At 67.1% G+C, this 17,136-nt stretch carries 16 protein-coding genes; 8 read left to right on the forward strand and 8 right to left on the reverse strand.

Translation table 11 applies throughout. From position 1 onward, the window contains the following. Positions 1–101 precede the first annotated feature (101 nt). From DBY63_RS19940 to DBY63_RS19960, 5 genes are all read left to right on the forward strand, one after another. Entirely contained in the window at positions 102–1,001 is a 900-nt protein-coding gene (locus DBY63_RS19940) for a LysR family transcriptional regulator (protein ID WP_007158583.1), read from the forward strand. A 120-nt stretch (positions 1,002–1,121) separates the two neighbouring features. Next, a complete protein-coding gene (locus tag DBY63_RS19945; RefSeq protein WP_108582659.1) occupies positions 1,122–2,063 on the forward strand; it encodes a cytochrome ubiquinol oxidase subunit II in 942 nt (313 codons plus the stop codon). Further along, complete coding sequence (locus DBY63_RS19950) at positions 2,056–4,119, forward strand: cbb3-type cytochrome c oxidase subunit I (RefSeq protein WP_108582660.1); 2,064 nt, start codon at positions 2,056–2,058, stop codon at positions 4,117–4,119. The genes DBY63_RS19945 and DBY63_RS19950 overlap by 8 nt, the downstream gene beginning before the upstream one ends. Further along, on the forward strand, positions 4,116–4,745 hold the full coding sequence (locus DBY63_RS19955) for a cytochrome (ubi)quinol oxidase subunit III (RefSeq protein WP_027602117.1): 630 nt from the start codon (positions 4,116–4,118) through the stop codon (positions 4,743–4,745). The genes DBY63_RS19950 and DBY63_RS19955 overlap by 4 nt, the downstream gene beginning before the upstream one ends. Then, the gene (locus tag DBY63_RS19960) at positions 4,742–5,050 is read left to right on the forward strand and encodes a cytochrome C oxidase subunit IV family protein (RefSeq protein WP_007158587.1); all 309 of its coding nucleotides are present in this window, start codon (positions 4,742–4,744) and stop codon (positions 5,048–5,050) included. The genes DBY63_RS19955 and DBY63_RS19960 overlap by 4 nt, the downstream gene beginning before the upstream one ends. Positions 5,051–5,095: 45 nt before the next feature. Here the strand turns inward: DBY63_RS19960 and DBY63_RS19965 are convergent, their stop codons facing one another. Then, the gene (locus DBY63_RS19965; RefSeq protein WP_108582661.1) at positions 5,096–6,391 is read right to left on the reverse strand and encodes a sorbosone dehydrogenase family protein; all 1,296 of its coding nucleotides are present in this window, start codon (positions 6,389–6,391) and stop codon (positions 5,096–5,098) included. Beyond that, positions 6,388–6,816, reverse strand: coding sequence for a DUF2231 domain-containing protein (locus DBY63_RS19970; protein WP_027602114.1), 429 nt, complete (start codon positions 6,814–6,816; stop codon positions 6,388–6,390). The genes DBY63_RS19965 and DBY63_RS19970 overlap by 4 nt, the downstream gene beginning before the upstream one ends. Before the next feature lie 266 nt (positions 6,817–7,082). Between DBY63_RS19970 and DBY63_RS19975 the strand changes: the two genes are divergently transcribed. After that, positions 7,083–8,207: an MFS transporter gene (locus DBY63_RS19975; protein WP_108582662.1), complete on the forward strand. Its 1,125-nt coding sequence runs from the start codon at positions 7,083–7,085 to the stop codon at positions 8,205–8,207. A gap of 55 nt (positions 8,208–8,262) precedes the next feature. Here DBY63_RS19975 and DBY63_RS19980 read toward each other — a convergent pair whose 3' ends face one another. Together DBY63_RS19980 and DBY63_RS19985 are read right to left on the reverse strand one after the other, a co-directional pair. Further along, a complete protein-coding gene (locus DBY63_RS19980) occupies positions 8,263–9,588 on the reverse strand; it encodes a M20/M25/M40 family metallo-hydrolase (RefSeq protein WP_108582663.1) in 1,326 nt (441 codons plus the stop codon). 356 nt (positions 9,589–9,944) lie between these two features. Then, a complete protein-coding gene (locus DBY63_RS19985; protein WP_108582664.1) occupies positions 9,945–10,907 on the reverse strand; it encodes an aromatic alcohol reductase in 963 nt (320 codons plus the stop codon). A gap of 92 nt (positions 10,908–10,999) precedes the next feature. Here DBY63_RS19985 and DBY63_RS19990 point away from each other — a divergent pair, with 92 nt between their 5' ends. Further along, positions 11,000–11,467: a helix-turn-helix domain-containing protein gene (locus DBY63_RS19990; RefSeq protein WP_042133811.1), complete on the forward strand. Its 468-nt coding sequence runs from the start codon at positions 11,000–11,002 to the stop codon at positions 11,465–11,467. Positions 11,468–11,595: 128 nt separating this feature from the next. Then, positions 11,596–12,219, forward strand: a complete 624-nt coding sequence (locus DBY63_RS19995; protein ID WP_042133809.1) for a VOC family protein — start codon at positions 11,596–11,598, stop codon at positions 12,217–12,219. 33 nt (positions 12,220–12,252) lie between these two features. Here the strand turns inward: DBY63_RS19995 and DBY63_RS20000 are convergent, their stop codons facing one another. The 4 genes from DBY63_RS20000 to DBY63_RS20015 form a co-directional block, all read right to left on the reverse strand. After that, positions 12,253–13,467, reverse strand: a complete 1,215-nt coding sequence (locus DBY63_RS20000) for an HD-GYP domain-containing protein (RefSeq protein ID WP_108582665.1) — start codon at positions 13,465–13,467, stop codon at positions 12,253–12,255. Between the two features lie 186 nt (positions 13,468–13,653). Beyond that, the gene (locus DBY63_RS20005; protein WP_108582666.1) at positions 13,654–15,282 is read right to left on the reverse strand and encodes a methyl-accepting chemotaxis protein; all 1,629 of its coding nucleotides are present in this window, start codon (positions 15,280–15,282) and stop codon (positions 13,654–13,656) included. A gap of 140 nt (positions 15,283–15,422) precedes the next feature. Beyond that, positions 15,423–16,064 (reverse strand): response regulator transcription factor, encoded by a 642-nt coding sequence (locus DBY63_RS20010; protein WP_108582667.1) that lies wholly within the window; start codon positions 16,062–16,064, stop codon positions 15,423–15,425. Next, positions 16,061–17,119 carry an ATP-binding protein gene (locus DBY63_RS20015; protein ID WP_037007009.1) on the reverse strand — a complete coding sequence of 353 codons (1,059 nt, stop codon included), beginning with the start codon at positions 17,117–17,119 and terminating at the stop codon, positions 16,061–16,063. Before DBY63_RS20015 ends, DBY63_RS20010 begins: the two co-directional genes overlap by 4 nt. Positions 17,120–17,136: the final 17 nt, after the last annotated feature.

Here is a 17,136-nt window from a genome sequence, read left to right on the forward strand (position 1 = left end):
AACAAGATTGGCAGCCGGATATAAATCTATCCAATGCAAATATCAGCGCTATTATTCCACTTGGATAATCAATAAAGCCGGCTTTCCGAAACGGGGCGTTCATGGACTACGAGCTGCAAGACATTCGATCTTTCGTGAAAATCGCCGAACTGGGCAGCTTCCACGAGGCCGCCGATGCCCTGCACCTGTCGCAGCCGGCCCTGAGCCGGCGCATCAAGAAGCTGGAAGACGGCCTGGGGACGCCCCTGCTCGAACGCACCACTCGTCGCGTCGGCCTCACCAGCGTCGGCCGCGATTTCCTGCCCAAGGCGCGGCGGCTGCTGGACGACTTCGAGGACTCCATCCTCAGCATCCGCGAACTGGCCGAGCGCCAGACCGGCCAGGTCACCCTGGCCTGCATCCCCACCGCGGCCTTCTACTTCCTGCCCTCAGTGATCCGCCAGTACAACGAGCAATACCCCAAGATCCGCATCCGCCTGCTGGACCTCAGCGCCAACGACGGACTGGAAGCCGTGTTGCGCGGCGAAGCCGACTTCGGCATCAACATGCTCAGCGGTCAGCACCCGGACATCGAATTCGTGCCCCTGGTGCAGGAGCAATTCGTGCTGGCCTGCCGGCGCGACCACGAACTGGCCGGGCGCCCGTCGATCAGCTGGGCCGAGCTGGTCGAACACCGGCTGATCGGTGTGGGGCGCCTGAGCGGCAACCGGGTGCTGCTCGATCATGCCCTCTCCGCCCGCGGCATTCGCCCCAAGTGGTTCTATGAGGTGCAGCACCTGTCCACCTCCCTGGGCATGGTGGAAGCCGGCCTCGGCGTCTCGGCCATGCCCAGTCTGGCCATGCCGGATGCCGACCACCCGACCCTGGTCAGCGTGCCCCTCAGCGATCCGGAGGTGACCCGGACGCTGGGCCTGGTCTCGCGTCGCGGCGCCTCGCTGTCGCCCGCCGCAGAAAAATTCGTCGCCATCCTGCTCGGCCAGTGGAAGACCGAACAGCCCTAGCTCGCGGCCTGTACGCCAGCGCGTCCTGAGGCGGGGCGGCCAAGCGCCAGTATCCAGTGAACGGCTCGCCTGCTCGGGCGGTCTGTTGGCTGCAACAACTGGTTACGGTCGAGTCCGCTCATGTCCCTTGCGCGAAAGTCGCGTCCTACTTCTCCCTGCCCGGGGAGCACCTCGAGGCGCCGTCTGGCGGTCGGGTCCCTGGCCGGCCTGCTGCTGGCCGCTTCGCTCACTGGCTGTTCGCCGCTACAGCACGGCTTTCTCGCCCCGGCCGGTCTCGCCGCCAGTGGCGAACGCGACCTGCTGCTGTGGATCGTCGGCCTGGCGCTGGTGGTGGTCCTGCCGGTGATCCTGCTCACCCCGCTGATCGTCTGGCGCTATCGCCACGGCAACACGCGCGCCGCCTACCGGCCGCGCTGGGAATTCTCCTGGCTGCTGGACGTCTTCGCCTGGGGCGTGCCGGCGCTGATCGTCGCGGTCCTGGCGGTGCTGGTCTGGACCCGCACCCACAGCCTCGATCCCTATCGCTCGCCGACGCCCAGCCTGGCGCCGCTGGAGGTCCAGGTGATCGGCCTGGACTGGAAGTGGCTGTTTCTCTATCCCGAACAGGGCATCGCCACGGTCAATGAACTGGTCCTGCCAGCCGGACGCCCGGTGCAGCTCAGACTCACCAGCGATACGGTGATGCAATCCCTGCTGTTGCCGCGCCTCGGTGGCCAGATCTACGCCATGGCCGGCATGCAGACCCAGCGCTACCTGCAGATTCCCGCGCCCGGCCAGTTCGAGGGCCGCAACGCCCAGTACAGCGGCGAAGGCTTCCAGGATCAGCATTTCCCGATCCGGGTGCTGGATGCGCAGGACTTCGCCAGCTGGACCCAGGGCGTCAGCCAGACCCGCGAGGCGCTGGATTGCGCCCATTACCAGGTGCTGTCCCGCCCCGGCACCCTGGAGCAAGCCGCCGCGTTGCGCCTGACCCAACCTGCCCTCTTCGCCTGGGTGCTGGCGCGCTATCGCCAGGATCCGGTACCCGCCTGCGCCACCTTCCAGGGAGCCACCCATGACTGATTCCTCGGCCCTCTGGCACCTGCTGTTCGGTCGCCTGGGCTACGACGCCCTGCCCTTCTACAGCCTGGTCGCCACCTGCGGCGCCAGCGTGGTGATCCTTGGCGCCCTGGCCACCGCCGGGGTGATCACCTGGCTCGGCAAGTGGCGCTATCTCTGGCAGGAGTGGTTCACCAGCCTGGACCACAAGCGCATCGGCATCATGTATGTGGTGCTGGCCCTGGTGATGTTCAGCCGCGGCGTGGTGGAAGGCGTGATGATGCGCACCCAGCAGGCCCTGGCCATCGATGCCCCGGGCTATCTGCCACCGGAGCACTTCGGTCAGCTGTTCAGCACCCACGGCACCATCATGGTGTTCTTCGTGGCCATGCCCTTCCTTACCGGGCTGATCAACTTCGTCATGCCGCTGCAGATCGGTGCCCGCGACGTGCGCTTTCCGCTGCTCAACGCCATCAGCCTCTGGCTGACCGTGGCCGGTGCCGCCCTGGTGATGGTCTCGCTGGTGCTGGGTCGCTTCTCGACCGGTGGCTGGAGCGGCTATCCGCCCTATACCGGCGCCGAATACCAGCCCGGCGTCGGCCCCGACTACTGGATCTGGGCGCTGACCCTCAGCTCCATCGGCAGCACCCTGACCGGCCTCAACTTCGCCGTCACCCTCTACAAGGAAAGAACACCGGGCATGCGCCTGTTCCATATGACGCTGTTCAGCTGGACGGCGCTGTGCACCAGCATCCTGATGATCTTCGCCATGCCGCCGTTGACCGTGGCCACCCTGCTGCTGGCCCTGGACCGCTACCTGGACTTCCATTTCTTCACCAACACCCAGGGCGGCAACCTGATGAACTACATCAACCTCTTCTGGCTGTTCGGCCATCCGGAGGTGTACATCCTGATCCTGCCGGCCTTCGGGGTGTTCTCCGAGGTCTTCGCCACCTTCTCCACCAAGCGGCTCTATGGCTATCACTCCCTGGTCTGGGCCACCCTGGTGATCGCGGTGCTGTCCTTTACCGTCTGGCTGCACCACTTCTTCACCATGGGCCAGAGCCCGAGGATCAATGCTGCCTTCGGCATCGCCACCATGCTCATCGGCATTCCCACCGGGGTGAAGATCTACGACTGGATGGCGACCATGTTCCGCGGGCGCATCCGCCTGACCACGCCGCTGATCTATGCAGTGATGTTCATCATGCTGTTCGTCATCGGCGGCCTTACCGGCATCACCCTGGCCACACCGCCGGTGGACTATCAGGTGCACAACACCGTCTACCTGGTCGCCCACTTCCACAACATGCTGATCCCCGGGATGCTGTTCGGCATGCTGGCCGGCTATCACTTCTGGTTTCCCAAGGCCTTCGGCTTTCGCCTAGACGAGCGCTGGGGCCGCATCGCCGCCCTGAATTTCGGCCTGGGCTTCCTGCTCGCCTTCATGCCGCTGTACGTGCTGGGCGTCTCCGGCCTGCCGCGGCGCAGCCAGGCGATCCACAATCCCGACTTCGCCCCGCTGCTGTGGGTCGCCGAGCTGGGCGCGGTGATCCTGCTCGCCGCCCTGGCCAGCCTGGTGATCCAGTTGGTGGTGAGCATCCGCCGGCGCGACAGTGCCCGGGTGCCGGTGGGCGACCCCTGGAATGGCCGCACCCTGGAATGGGCCGTGGCCGCGCCGCCGCTGGAATACAACTTCGCCGTGCCGCTGCCGATCAACGACCGCGACCCCTTCACCTGGCTCAAGGAGCACGGCCTGGCCTACGACCGGCCGCGCACCTATGCCGACCTCGTCCTGCCAAAGAACAGCGCCGTACCGGCCCTTGTCGGGGCGGCGGGCTTCGCCTGCGCCTTCGGGCTGGTCTGGCACATCGGCTGGCTGGCCGTGCTCGGCCTGGGGGTGGCCTGGGGCGCGGTGATCGCCCGCAGCTTCCAGCGCGATACCGAGCGGCTGATTTCCGCTGCAGACATCCGGCGCGAGCACGAGGCCTGGCTGGATCTCGTCGCCGCGACGCGAGCGGTCAACCGCGACGAGGAAACCGGGCCGGGCAACCGTGGCCTGGCGGAGATGGGCCCATGAGTCCGCGCGACATGAATCACGCCGGCCTCAATGTCGGCGCCACCGATCACGCTACCCACGCCGAGGCCGAGTATTCGCTGTTCGGCTTCTGGATCTTCCTGATGAGCGACGCCCTGGTGTTCGCGCTGCTGTTCGCCATCTACGCGACGCTGCAGCACGCCACCGCCGGGGGCCCGGTCGCCCGGGACGTCTTCGAGATCGGCAGTGTCACCCTGCAGACCCTGGTGCTGCTGGCCAGCAGCTTCACCTATGGCCTGGCGTCCCTGGCCATGAAGTACCACGAGGGTCGCCTGCGGCCCCTGGTGACCTGGCTGCTGGTGACCCTGGCGCTGGGCCTGGTCTTTCTGGGCCTGGAGGTGCACGACTTCCTCGGCATGGCGGACAAGGGCGCCCTGCCCCAGCGCAGCGCCTTTCTCTCGGCCTTCTTCGCCCTGGTGGGCATGCACGGGGTGCACGTCGCCAGTGGCTGTCTGTGGCTGGTGGTGATGCTGGTGCAACTCAGGGTGTTCGGCCTGGATACGCCGGTGAAGACCCGGCTGATGCGGCTGGGCCTGTTCTGGCATTTTCTCGATATCGTCTGGGTAGCCATCCTCTCGGTGGTCTACCTGCAGGGGCTGCTGCCATGAAGAGAGATGACTACCGTCGGGAGCTGACGAGCTACGTGGTCGGCCTGCTGCTGGCGGTGACGCTGAGTCTGATCCCCATCGGCCTGGTGCTCTTCCCGAGCTGGCCGCGCGGCACCACCCTGGGGGTCATCTTCGGCCTGGGTCTGCTGCAGATCCTGGTGCACCTGCGCTGCTTCCTGCATATCAGCCTGGGCCGCTCGCACCGCCACGACCTCTATCTGCTCTTGTTCACCAGCCTGATCCTGGTGCTGATGGTGGTGGGCAGCCTGGTGGTGCTCGGCGATCTGCAGCACCGTATGCATTGATCGGCTTGCCGCCCGACTGCGCGGCAAGCCGATCCATCTCGCACCTTACTGGGTACGCGTCACACGCCAGACAGTGTTGGCCAGGTCGTCGGCGATGAGGACGCCACCGCGCTGATCCACCGCCACCCCGACCGGTCGGCCGCGGGTCTTGCCGTCGTCGCCGTAGAACCCGGTAGCGAAGTCGATGGGCTCGCCGGCCGGACGGCCCTGCTGGAAGGGCACGAAGACCACGCGGTAGCCCACCGGCTTGTCACGGTTCCAGCTGCCATGCTCGCCGACGAAGACGCCATCGGTGAATTGCCCGCCCACCGCCGCGGTGGAAAAGGTCACGCCCAGGGCGGCGACGTGGGAGCCCAGGCTGTAGTCGGGCTTGATGGCGGCGGCCACCTTGGCCGGATCCTGCGGCTGGGCGCGGGTGTCGACGTTCTGCCCCCAGTAGCTGTAGGGCCAGCCATAGAAGCCGCCTTCGCGGATGGAGGTCAGGTAGTCCGGCACCAGGTCCGGGCCGATCTCGTCGCGCTCGTTGGCCACCGCCCAGAGCTGGCCGCTGTCGGGCTGTATGGCCAGGGCGGTGGGATTGCGCACCCCGGTGGCATAGTTCTTGTGCGCACCGCTCTGGGCATCGATCTGCCAGATCACCGCGCGATCCACCTCGACGTCCATGCCGCGCTCGCCGACGTTGCTGTTGGAGCCGATGCCCACATAGAGATAGCGACCATCGGCGCTGGCAGCGAGGGACTTGGTCCAGTGGTGATTGATCGCCGCCGGCAGCTCGACCAGCTTGTCCGGCGCGCCGCTGGCCTGGGTCTGGCCGTCCTGGTAGGGAAAGCTGACCAGGGCATCCTGGTTGGCCACGTAGATCCGGCCGTTGGCGAAGGCCAGGCCATAGGGCGCGTTGAGGTTCTCGGCGAACACCGTCTTGAGTTCGTACTTGCCGTCGCCATCGGCGTCGCGCAGCAGGGTCAGGCGATTGCCGCCCTTCACCTGGGTGTTGCCCTGGGCCTTGATGTAGCCGGCGATGACGTCCTTGGGCTTGAGCTTGGGCGCGTTGCCGCCACGGCCTTCGGCCACGAGGATGTCGCCATTGGGCAGCACCAGCATCTGCCGCGGAATGCGCAGGTCGGTGGCGATGGCGGTGATGGTGTAGCCCTGGGGAACACCCGGGGTGCGATCGCCCCAGGGTGCAGGCTCGGCGATCTTCATGCTCGGCAGGAGGCCGCGCTGGGGTTCGGGCAGCTTGGGATCGGGTCCGCGGGCCTGGGTGTCGGCGCCGCCCTCGTTGCCGCAGGCGGCCAGCAGCACGGCCAGACCCAGGACGCTCAAGACTCGTGGAGTGCTCATCGGACCACCTCCGAACGCAGGTTGGAGAGACCGATCCAGGCAGCCACCAGGCTCAGCACCGACACGATCACCGAGAGGATCAACCCGGCGGGCATCACCGCCCAGGCGTCCTTGGCGTGCTCGAAGGCATTGACCAGCCCCAGCACCCAGGCCAGCAGCAGCAGGAGAAAATAGGCCGCCGGCCGGCGACCACGGAAGCGCGCGCCGAACAGATTGCCCAGGGCGAACAGCAGGGCCAGCCCGGACAGCAACAGCGCGCCGGCGATCAGCCAGGCGGCGAAGTTGGCCCACTGGATCTGCTGGGTCTGGTAGTAGGCGATATCGCTGAGCAGGCCGCCGATGAACAGCGGGACGGAGCCGGCCAGCAGCAGCGCGTGCAGCGGGCCGGGCCGGACAGGGTGGTAATGATGGGCAGCTACGGTCACTGACGACTCCTTTTCATGACGGGACGTGGCAGGGCCGGGCAGCCACTGCGCGGCGCAAGACGCACTGAAAAGGATTGCGCGCGCCCGCGGTTAGTTCAGCCGTTTCGCCTGGCGGACACCTCTTGCAAAAGAAGAGATAATGACAGTCTCGTTGCAGTCACGGCCTCTGCCTGGCGCCTGTAGGGCCGGGCCGTCACTGCAATCCGCTGTCCAGCCGGCGACCGACGGGCTGGACCTCACCTCCCCCCCACAGGAATCTTTCGCGCATGACCTCTTCCCGGTCCGTCGACCAGGCCTCCCGGCGCGCGGCCATCGTCCTCGCCTGCTGCCTGCCCAGCGACGTGCTGCTCTATCTCGTCCTCCCCATGTACGCCCCGGTCTTCGGCATCACCCTGATCGAGGCCGGCATCCTGCTGGCCGCCAACCGGGTGATCCGCATCGTCGGCTACCGCTATGTGGTGCAGCTCTATGCCCGCTTCGGCGATCGCCGCAGTCTTGTCGTGGCTTCCGCAGTGGCCGCCCTCTGCGCCCTGGGCAACGCCCATCTCTCCGGCTTCTGGGCACTGGTGGGGTTGCGCCTGGCCTGGGGCCTGAGCTTCGCCACCTTCAATCTGTCCACCCAGGTGCTGGCCACCGCCGATCCGGCCGGCGCCGCCCGGCGCACCGGTACGTCCCGGTCGCTGATCGCCATCGGTCCCATGCTGGCGCTCTCGGTGGGCGCCTGGCTGACCCTGCAATACGGCCCGCGCGCCGTGCTGCTGCTGAGCAGCGGACTCTGCCTGATCGGCCTGCTGCTGGCCCTGGGGCTGCCCCGCGCCGGGCACGAATTGCCGGCGCCCGGACGGCGCCTGCGCTGGCCGGATCGCATCGTCACCTGGTCCTTTATCGAAGGGGTGACCCTGGACGGCCTGTTCATCTTTGGTCTATCGGCCTTTTCCCAGGCGGTACTGGGCGGCAATGCGGTGCTGGTCGCTGGCTTGCTGATGGCGCTGCGTTATCTGTCCGACATGCTGCTCAGCCCGCTCGGCGGCCGGGCGGCGGATCGCTATGGCGCGGCGCCCATGCTGGTGGTCTGCTCGACGCTGACCGCGCTGTTCCTGATCGCCTTCGGCTTTCACTGGCTGATCCTCGGCGCGGGCGGGGTGCTGATCCTGCGCGCCCTGCAGATCCCCCTGGTGGTGACCCTGGTCGCCACCCGCCATCCGGGTCAGGCCCGGCTGCCGGCGCTGGCCTCCAACGCCATGTGGCGCGACGTGGGCGCCAGCGTCGGTCCGCTGCTGGCCGGGGCGCTCATTCCGCTGGTGCCCTCGACCCTGCTGTATCCGCTGTCCGGCGTGGCGATCCTGGCCAGCTCCCTGGCCTGCCTGCGACTGAAGCCGGCGAGCGAATGAGGCCGCCGGCCCTGGCACCTGTCCCTTGCGGACAGCTGCCAGGGCCGGCTGCGGGCTACTTGCCCTTGGCCTGCAGCACCGGCTCGCTGACGCCCTTGACGCCGACCAGGGTCAGGCTGGTCAGCAGCACGTTCTGCGGACCCTGGTAGGCGTCCACCGGCTTGTACCATTCCGCCAGCGAGTGGGCACTGCCACCCTCCCCGCCACCGCTGATGGTCATGGCCGGAATGCCCAGCGACATGGCGGTGTTGGAATCGGTGCTGCCACCGCTGAGGGTGACCTTGGCGCCCTTGGTGACCGCCGCAATGGAGCGCTGCGCCGTCTGCACCATGGGCGAATCCTCCGGAGTGCCCCCGGCCGGACGATCGCCGATCAGCTTGATGTCCACCGAGATCTGGTCGGTCTCCCAGCGCTGGTTCTCTTCCTTCACCGCGTCCTGCACCAGGGCCAGGATTTCCTTCTCTTCGGCCAGCAGCGCGGCCTCTTCGTTGGATCTCATGTCCAGGGTCAGGCGCGCCTCGCCGGCGATGGCATTGACCGAGGTGCCGCCCTGCACCGTGCCCACGGTGAAGGTGGTCTTGGGTTCCTTGGGCGGACGGACCTCGGCAATCTTGGCGATGGCGCGACCCATGGCGTGGATGGCGCTGGGCCGACCGAACTCGGCGAAGCTGTGGCCACCCGGTCCCTTGAAGGTCATCTCGTATCTGTGGCTGCCGGTACCGCGATTGACGATGCGGCGCACGTCTATGCCATCCACCGAGATGAAGCCGTCGATGCCCTGGCGATCCTTGAACAGCGCCTTCACCCCGCGCAGGTTGCCCAGCTCTTCCTCGCCCACGGTGCCGACGAAGACCAGGTCGCCCACCGTCTCGATGCCGCTCTTGTTGAGGGCGTCGATCACCGACAGCAGCGCCGCCAGGCCCCGGGCGTCATCGCCGATGCCGGGGCCGTAGGTCCTGCCGTCCTTTTCCTTGAGGGTCAGGTCGGTGCCCTCGGGAAACACCGTGTCCAGGTGCGCCGACACCACCAGCTGCGGCCCCTGGCCAGTGCCCTTGCGGGTGGCGATCACATAGCCTTCCGGGGCGATGCTGGCGTCCTTGAGACCCAGCTCCTGGAAGCGCTTGAGGTAATACTCGGCGCGCACCTTTTCCTTGAACGGCGGCGCGGGAATCTGGGCGATGTGCTTCTGTTCCGTGAAGGTGCGGCCATCGTCGGCGCGCAGCGCTTCCAGCGCCTTGGCGACCCGGGCATCGCCCTGGACGGCGGACAGGGAACCCTCAACCCCCGGCGCGGCGGCCAGGGGCAGCGCCAGGGTAGCGGTCGCGGCGGTGAGCACTAGAGCGGAAAAGCGGTTGGCCAAGGCCGAACGAGCAAAAGACATCTGACACTCCCATTGCCTGAATTGGTATTCCGATCGAGCACAATCGTCAGACGAATGCGCCCTGCCTGACCCTAGGTGTCCGCGCACGAAAGGTCAAAGCACGGGACGCTCTCGGATATGTGGCGTCGTTCAGGGTGCTCTGCGCGACTCATGCGTCCAGAAACCTGCGCCCCTCGTCCGCCAGTCGCCGCTGCCGGGGGCAGATCTCGGTGCCGCGTTCGGCCAGGGCGGCATGCGGAAGGGTCGGCACGGGCAGAAGCGACGGGTAAGGCGTTATCGGAAATACCCGAAGCCGCCCTACGTCTTTAGTGAATCTTGGCGATGCAGGAAAGGAATGACCCGAAGTCCTGCATGCTTTACTCGGCCCGTCCGGCCTCGACCAGGTGCTCCCGCGCCCACTGCTCAGCACTGGTCACCGCGATCCCGTGCCGAGCATTGAAGGTGGTCTCCATCGGCCAGGCGACGCCGCGGCCCTGGGCGAAGACGGCGCGATACTTCCAGATGTGCTTGAGCTGCTCGTCAGGCTCTTTCTCCAGCTCATCCAGCAGCTGGGGAAGCGTCCACACCTGGGTGCTGAAGGGCCGCTGCAGCACCCGCTCCAGCAGCCCGGCCAGCTCGCCATAGGCTAGGGTGTCACCGGCGAGATAGACGATCTCGTTACGAAAGCGCGGCTCGAAAAACACGATCTCCGCCGTCAGCCTGCCGATATCCTCGGGCGTCGTCAGGGTCACCTGGGTATCCAGACTGCCCAGCGCCCTGACCGTGTCCGTCACGAGATCGACGACCTCGAACGCGGGTTCGAATAGGAAGCTGGTGAACATCCCGGTGGAAATGATCACCCACTCGGTCTGGCTCTGGGCGCGCAGCAATTCGCGCACCTCGAGTTGCGCATCGAACAGGTCCTGGGGGCTGCCGCGGCCGATGACGTCGTAGTCCACCCCGAATTGCCAGGGAAAGTAGCGCTTCACACCCGAGGCGAGTGCCGCACGCGCCAGCTTCATGGGGGTTTCCCGGCCAGCGACCATGCCGGCGCAGCCGATGACGGTATCGAATCGCGCGAAGACCGCCGCCAGTTCGGCGATGGAATCCTTGACCAGGTCGCCCGCCACCAGGGTGATGCCAAGCGCGCACAGCTCGCCCAGCTCCCTTTTCTTGCCAGCGTCCTGGCTGTCGAGGGTCGACTGGCGCAGCAACACGCTCACCTTCGAACCGGGTTTCTCCTTGGCAAGCCGGGCGAGATTGCGCAGTACCGGCAAGCCGAGTTCGCCCGCGCCAAGCACGAGAATGGATTGGGTAGCGGTAGGGAATGGGTTAGTCATCATGACTCCTGACGTCAGGTATAAGATGAGCGAATGCTGGCAGACGCCAGCGGCGCTCAGAAGAAGGCACACGCGTGATACCAGGGGACGAGATGACCGATCTGGAACTCCTCCAACAGTCCGAAGCCATCTGCCAGACACTCAGGCGGGACGAAGACGGCGTACGCCGCGAGGTGCTGACCCATGCGGGCAGTCGTTGGTCCCTGGGGGTCCTGCATGCGCTGGGGGTCTATGGCGTCATGCGGCACGCCGAACTGGCGCGGCAACTGTCGGGCATCACTCAGCGAATGCTGACCAAGACCCTGCGCGCCCTCGAACGTGACGGCCTCCTGCTGCGGCACGACTTCGATGAAGTCCCGCCCCGGGTCGAATACGAACTGACGCCGCTGGGCATGAGCCTGCTGCTCCGGATGACGCCCATCTGGACCTGGGTTATCGAGAATGTGGAAGATTTCCGGGCCGCGCGCCGCGCCTTCGATGAGCGAGGCCCGGAGAAGCCGGCGTGGCAATCGCCCAGACCAATGCCGAACGAGCCCACTGGCGAAGACCCTCGGACCTGAGTGGGACCGCCAGGACCACCGACCGCGCTCCACGGCAGCTGGTGTCCTGAGTCGGGCCCACCAGTGAGCCCTGGGCGGATCATGCCGCTTCTCTCGTGCTCCACCTTGTCCGCTCAGGAGCCTTCCCCATGAGACATTCCCGCCTGGATCACCTGGTCATCGTGGCCCCGACCCTGGCCGCGGGCGCCCGGTATGTCGAGGAGCGCCTCGGCGTGGCGCTGCAGCCCGGCGGCCAGCATGCGCGCATGGGTACCCACAACCTGCTGCTGGGGCTGGGGGACGGCTATCTGGAAGTCATAGCCCCGGACCCGGACGCGCCGCCGCCGACCAGACCGCGCTGGTTCGAACTGGATGAGCTGGCACCGGACGCTGCGCCCCGCCTGGCCCACTGGGTGGCCGGGACCCAGGGCTTGGCGCAGGCGGATGCGCACCTCACGCGGACCTTCGGCCGCATCGAGTCGATGAGTCGCGGCGCGCTGGCCTGGCAGATCTCGATCCATGCCGATGGGCAGCTGCCACTGGGCGGGGTCCTGCCCAGCCTGATCGACTGGGGCGACGCCCGGCACCCGGCGGCTGGGCTGATCGATCAGGGCTGCCGCCTGCAGCGCCTGGAGCTCAGGCATCCCGATGCCGCGGGGCTCGGGCAGCAGCTGGAGGCGATCGGCTTTTCCGGACCCGTCGCGGTGCTGCCTGGGGAGAGACCCGGCTTGTTGGCCTACCTGGAGACGCCGACGGGTCTGAAGACCCTCTAACGGTCGGCCCCCAAACGGCGACCCCTCATCCGTTCAGCCCGGCACCACCAGTCCCTTGGCGCGGTAGGCGTCGATGTCGATGCCATAGGCACCCGAGGGCTTCACCTCGCGAACGCTGACCAGGCGGCCCTGCTCATCGAGCGGATTGCGCGCCAGGTCGAGCACCCGCTCCGGGCGCGGCTGCTTGCTGGCGTCCAGCACGATCAGCACGCGGGGCTTCAATTTGCTGCCGGCGTCGAAGCCGATGATGATGCCTACCTCGCCGGTGCTCAGCTCGACGATCTCGCCCGGCGGATAGACGCCGATCAGCTGGATGAAGGCCAGCACGACGACTTCGTCGAATTGCGTGCCCCGGGCTTCGAACAGTACGCGCAGGGCTTCCAGGCTGGAGCGGCCCTCGCTGTAGGGGCGATCGCTGGTGATGGCGTCGTAGGCGTCCACCACGGCGATGATCCTGGCCTTGAAGGGGATGCGGTGCGCCGGCAGCTGGCGGGGATACCCCTTGCCATCCATGCGCTCGTGGTGGGCATGGGCGACGTCGACGGCGGCCGGCGGCACCTCGCTGTTGGCCATCAGCAACTGATAGCCGTAGGTGGTATGGGCCTGCATGATGCGAAATTCTTCGTCGGTCAGGCGGCCTGGCTTGTTGAGGATTTCGTCGGGCACCTTGATCTTGCCGACGTCGTGCAGCATGCCGCACACCCCGAGTTCTTCCAGTTCGAGAGGCAGCAGGCCCAGCGCCTTGCCCAGGGCGATGGCATAGAGCGAGACGCGCAGGCAGTGCTCCGCGGTGTAGTGGTCGCGCTGCTTGATGCGCGCCAGCCAGAGGCTGGCCGCGGGGTGCTTGAGCACGCTTTCGACGCACTCGCCGACCGCCCGGCGCACTTCGCCGACGTCGAGTTCCTTGCCGAACTTGACGGCGTCGAGCATGCGCATCGACACGGCGCGGGCTTCACGCCACACCGGCTCGGTGGTCTTGACCTCATCGCGGTAGTCGATGGCATAGGTCTTGGCCTGAGCGCCTGCCGACAGGCTGGCGGACAGCGGCGTCACCGTATGGCTCTGGCGGCGATCCACCCAGACGAATTCGCAGGTCTCCTGCAGGGTGCGCAGGTCGTGCGCATTCTGGATGGGAAAGCCCTGGAACAGGAAGGGCGTGCCCGCCCAGGGTCGATCCAGTTCGCAGACGTACATGCCCAGCTGCAATTGGGAGACAGGTACTCTGAGACTGTATTGGGGCAGCGCCATGGTTTCTCTGCGAGAGCGTCGAGGGACGCAACTAAATAGGTATTACAATAACCATTGATACCAAAAAGCCACTACTCGGGAAAGCGCCCGGCGGGTTCGGGCCGATGAGCCGGCGAAACAGGGTGGCCAAAGGTAACCGAATGTAAGAAGAGCGGGCGCGCGACCGCCGTCAGCGCGCCCTGCCCCTCACGCCAGCTTGAAGCGGCGCACCAGTGTCTGCAGTTCACCGGCCAGTTCCGACAGCTGCTCGCTGGCGCCCACGGTTTCGCGGTTGCCATCGCTGGTCTGCACCGACAGATCGCGGATGCTGATGAGGTTGCGGTCCACCTCGCGGGAGACATGGGCCTGCTCTTCGGAGGCGGTGGCGATCTGCAGATTGCGCTCGTCGATCAGGCGCACGGCCTGGAGGATGTCGCTCAAGGCCGTGCCGGCTTCCTGGGCGATCACATAGGTGGCCTGGGCCTGGGTGGTGCTGAGCTGCATGGAATCCACGGCTTCGGCTGAGCCCTTCTGGATCGCCTGGATCATCTGCTCGATCTCGCGGGTCGAGGTCTGGGTGCGGTGCGCCAGGGCGCGGACCTCATCGGCGACCACGGCGAAGCCGCGACCCTGCTCGCCGGCGCGGGCGGCCTCGATGGCGGCGTTCAGCGCCAGCAGGTTGGTCTGCTCGGCGATGGCGCCGATCACACTGAGCACCTGGCTGATGTCCTGGGCCTGCCCGGCCAGGCCTTCGACCTGGACCGAGGTCGACTGCACCTGCTGGGTGAGACGCTGCATGGCGTCGAGGGCCTGGCCGACCTTGGTGTTGCCGTTTTCCGCCGCAGCACTGGATTCCCGCGCGGCCTGGGAGGTGGACGAGGCGTTGCGCGCCACCTCTTCCACGGCGGCGCTCATTTCGGTGACCGCGGTGGCGGCCTGGTCGATCTCGGCGTTCTGGCTGGCCAGGGCGCGACTGGCCTGGTCGGTGACGGCGTGCATGGTGCGGGCGGTATCGCTCAGGCGGTCGGACGAACGCGAGATGCCATGCAGGGTGTCCTTGAGATTGTCCTGCATCTGCGCCAGGGCGCGCATCAGGCCGGCGGCTTCGTCCTTGCCGGTGGGATCTATCCTGCCGGTCAGCTCACCCTGGGCGATGGCATTGGCCACGGCCAGGGAGTCGCCGATCGGCTGGGCCAGGCTACGGGTCAGACGCCAGGCCAGCAGCAGGGTCACCAGCACCGCCAGCAGCATGATGCCGACCACGATGCTGACGCTGCGGTCATAGATGCCGGTGGCCGCCTCCCCCGCGTGACGGGCGCCTTCGCCGTTGAAATCGCGCAGGCGGGTCAGTTGCTCCTGATAGCCTTCGGCCCGCTGGCGCTGCTCGCCATTGGCCAGCCTAAGGGCCTCGGCGCGATCGCTGGCGGCCAGGGTGACGATGCGATCCAGCCCGTCCAGGTAGCCTTTCATCTGCAGCGCGGCCTGCTCGAAATTGGCGCGCTCTTCAGCGGTGGAGATCAGATGGTCGCGGTAATAGGCCGTGCGCGCATTCAGCAGATCGCGATTCTGCTGGATCTTCCGCGCTGCCATGGCCATGGCGGCGCTGTCCTCAGTGGCCAGCAGCCGAATGCTCTCCAGCCGGGTGTGCATCAAGGCGATCTGGATGTCATCGGTGGTCTGGACGCTCGCCAGCCACTCGGCCTCCATCGCCTGCTCGGTGGCGCGCAGGGCCTTGAGCTGGACCAGGGCGAAGGCCCCGAGCAGCATCACGAACAGGGTGACCGCACCGAAGCAGAGGGTGGCGCGGGGGGCGATGCGTAGCTGACGTAGGTTCAAGACGAGCTCCTTGGATCGGCGAAAGGCGATCCTCTAAAGCCCGTATCGACTGACTATTGCCTTTCTTTAGCGCGCAAGCAATTGTCGCGACAACCAGGCTGCGGTGTCTGTTCAGCGGCTGTACGCCCGACAGGAAAGGCCTAGCCGCGCGACGCCTCCAGCCGCTCGACCATCTTCACCAGCTCCGCCAGGGAACCGGCCTGCAGCTTGCGCATCAGGGCGGCGCGACGCACCTTGACGGTGATCTCGCTGACCCCCAGCTGGGCGGCGATCTGCTTGTTGAGCAGCCCGGTCACCACCCGCGCCAGCACCGCTCGCTCGCCGTCGTTGAGGGTGTCGAGGCGGCTCTGCAGGTCCTGCAACTGGCGGCGCTGGGCATGGGCCTCCTGCGCCTTGCGCAGTGCCTGGTCGATGGCATCGAGCAGGTCCTGGTCGCGAAACGGCTTGGTGAGGAATTCCAGGGCGCCCTGCTTCATCGCCCGGACCGACATGGGGATGTCGCCATGGCCGGTGATGAAGATGATCGGCAGCGCCAGGCCACGCCGCTGCAACTCCTGCTGCAGATCCAGGCCGTTCATGCCGGGCATGCGCACGTCCAGCACCAGGCAGCCCGGCGCCTCCAGCCGGGCCCGCTCGAGAAAGTCGGCGGCCGAGACATAGCTGCGGGTATCGAGCCCCACGGACGCCAGCAGGTCTTCCACGGCGGCGCGCACCGAGGCGTCGTCGTCCACCAGGTGGACCAGGGTGGGCTGGGTTTGGTCGGTCATGCTCGCTGAGGTCATGGTTGTGGATCCTTGGGCAGGCTGCAGTAGACCCCGGTGCCGCCCTCCGGCAACGAGGTGGCCCAGATCCGCCCGCCGTGGGCTTCGACGATGGAGCGACTCAGCGCCAGGCCCAGGCCCATGCCCTGTGCCTTGGTGGTGTAGAAAGCCTCGAACATCTGCTCGCGCGCCACGGGCGTCAAGCCACGACCGCTGTCTTCGACGCCGAGGCGGATGGCGCCGGCGGTGTCCTGCCCCACCTGGATGACCACCCGCCGCTGCTCGGGCGGTATCCCTTCGAGGGCGTCCAGGGCATTGAGCAGCAGATTGAGGATGACCTGCTGCAGCTGGCTTTCGTCGGCCAGCAGCGGCGGCAGGCCCTCCTGCAGGCGCACCTCCACGGCGACCTGGCGCTGGCTCAATTCGGCGCGGACGAAATCCAGCACCTTCTCCACGGTATCGGCGACGTTGAGCCAATCCTTGGCCACCTGCGCCTGGCGCACCAGACTGCGCACCCGGGCGATCACTGCGCTGGCGCGGTGGGCGTCGTCGATGACCCGTTGCGCGGCCTGCACGGCGCGCTCCACCTGCGGCGGCTGATTGCTCAACCAGCGCTGGCAGGCGTTGCCACTGGCGGCGATGGCGGTGAGCGGCTGATTCACCTCGTGGGCGATGGACGCGGCCAGTTCACCCAGCTGGCTCAGGCGCCCGGCCTGGACCAGACGCGTCCGGGCCGCATCGGCGGCGCGCTTGGCGGCCTCCAGGCGCAGCGACAGAGCGGCGACCGCGACGATGGCCAGCAGGCTGATGATGCAGTTGACCAGCCCCGCCTCCTGGTCGCCGCTACGGGTGGCGACATAGCTGCAGAGCACCAGCAGCGTGCAGCCCAGGGCGGTGACCGTGACCCCGCGCGCCGACAGGAAGCCGGCCGCCAGGAGCACCACCACCACCTGGAAGACGCCGATGGCGATCTCCCGGTCGGTGAGGGTGTCCAGCAGGGCGATGCCCAGCGCCAGGGCGCAGAGGCCCCCTAGCCGCAGCCAGTGGGTGGTGGTGGCGAAGGGTCGTCGATCCATGGCCAGTTTCTCGTTCG

The sequence above is a fragment of the Pseudomonas sp. RIT411 genome (assembly GCF_003057735.2).
GTDB classification, from domain to species: Bacteria; Pseudomonadota; Gammaproteobacteria; order Pseudomonadales; family Pseudomonadaceae; genus Chryseomonas; species Chryseomonas oryzihabitans.

Bases quoted from the DNA above. Each gene is read 5' to 3' on its own strand.
- DBY63_RS20010 (WP_108582667.1), bottom strand. From the start codon at position 16,064: ATGACCTCAGCGAGCATGACCGACCAAACCCAGCCCACCCTGGTCCAC.
- DBY63_RS19960 (WP_007158587.1), top strand. From the start codon at position 4,742: ATGAAGAGAGATGACTACCGTCGGGAGCTGACGAGCTACGTGGTCGGC.
- DBY63_RS19985 (WP_108582664.1), bottom strand. From the start codon at position 10,907: ATGACTAACCCATTCCCTACCGCTACCCAATCCATTCTCGTGCTTGGC.
- DBY63_RS19945 (WP_108582659.1), top strand. From the start codon at position 1,122: ATGTCCCTTGCGCGAAAGTCGCGTCCTACTTCTCCCTGCCCGGGGAGC.
- DBY63_RS19995 (WP_042133809.1), top strand. From the start codon at position 11,596: ATGAGACATTCCCGCCTGGATCACCTGGTCATCGTGGCCCCGACCCTG.
- DBY63_RS19950 (WP_108582660.1), top strand. From the start codon at position 2,056: ATGACTGATTCCTCGGCCCTCTGGCACCTGCTGTTCGGTCGCCTGGGC.
- DBY63_RS19980 (WP_108582663.1), bottom strand. From the start codon at position 9,588: ATGTCTTTTGCTCGTTCGGCCTTGGCCAACCGCTTTTCCGCTCTAGTG.
- DBY63_RS19990 (WP_042133811.1), top strand. From the start codon at position 11,000: ATGACCGATCTGGAACTCCTCCAACAGTCCGAAGCCATCTGCCAGACA.
- DBY63_RS19955 (WP_027602117.1), top strand. From the start codon at position 4,116: ATGAGTCCGCGCGACATGAATCACGCCGGCCTCAATGTCGGCGCCACC.
- DBY63_RS19975 (WP_108582662.1), top strand. From the start codon at position 7,083: ATGACCTCTTCCCGGTCCGTCGACCAGGCCTCCCGGCGCGCGGCCATC.
- DBY63_RS20000 (WP_108582665.1), bottom strand. From the start codon at position 13,467: ATGGCGCTGCCCCAATACAGTCTCAGAGTACCTGTCTCCCAATTGCAG.
- DBY63_RS19940 (WP_007158583.1), top strand. From the start codon at position 102: ATGGACTACGAGCTGCAAGACATTCGATCTTTCGTGAAAATCGCCGAA.
- DBY63_RS19965 (WP_108582661.1), bottom strand. From the start codon at position 6,391: ATGAGCACTCCACGAGTCTTGAGCGTCCTGGGTCTGGCCGTGCTGCTG.
- DBY63_RS20015 (WP_037007009.1), bottom strand. From the start codon at position 17,119: ATGGATCGACGACCCTTCGCCACCACCACCCACTGGCTGCGGCTAGGG.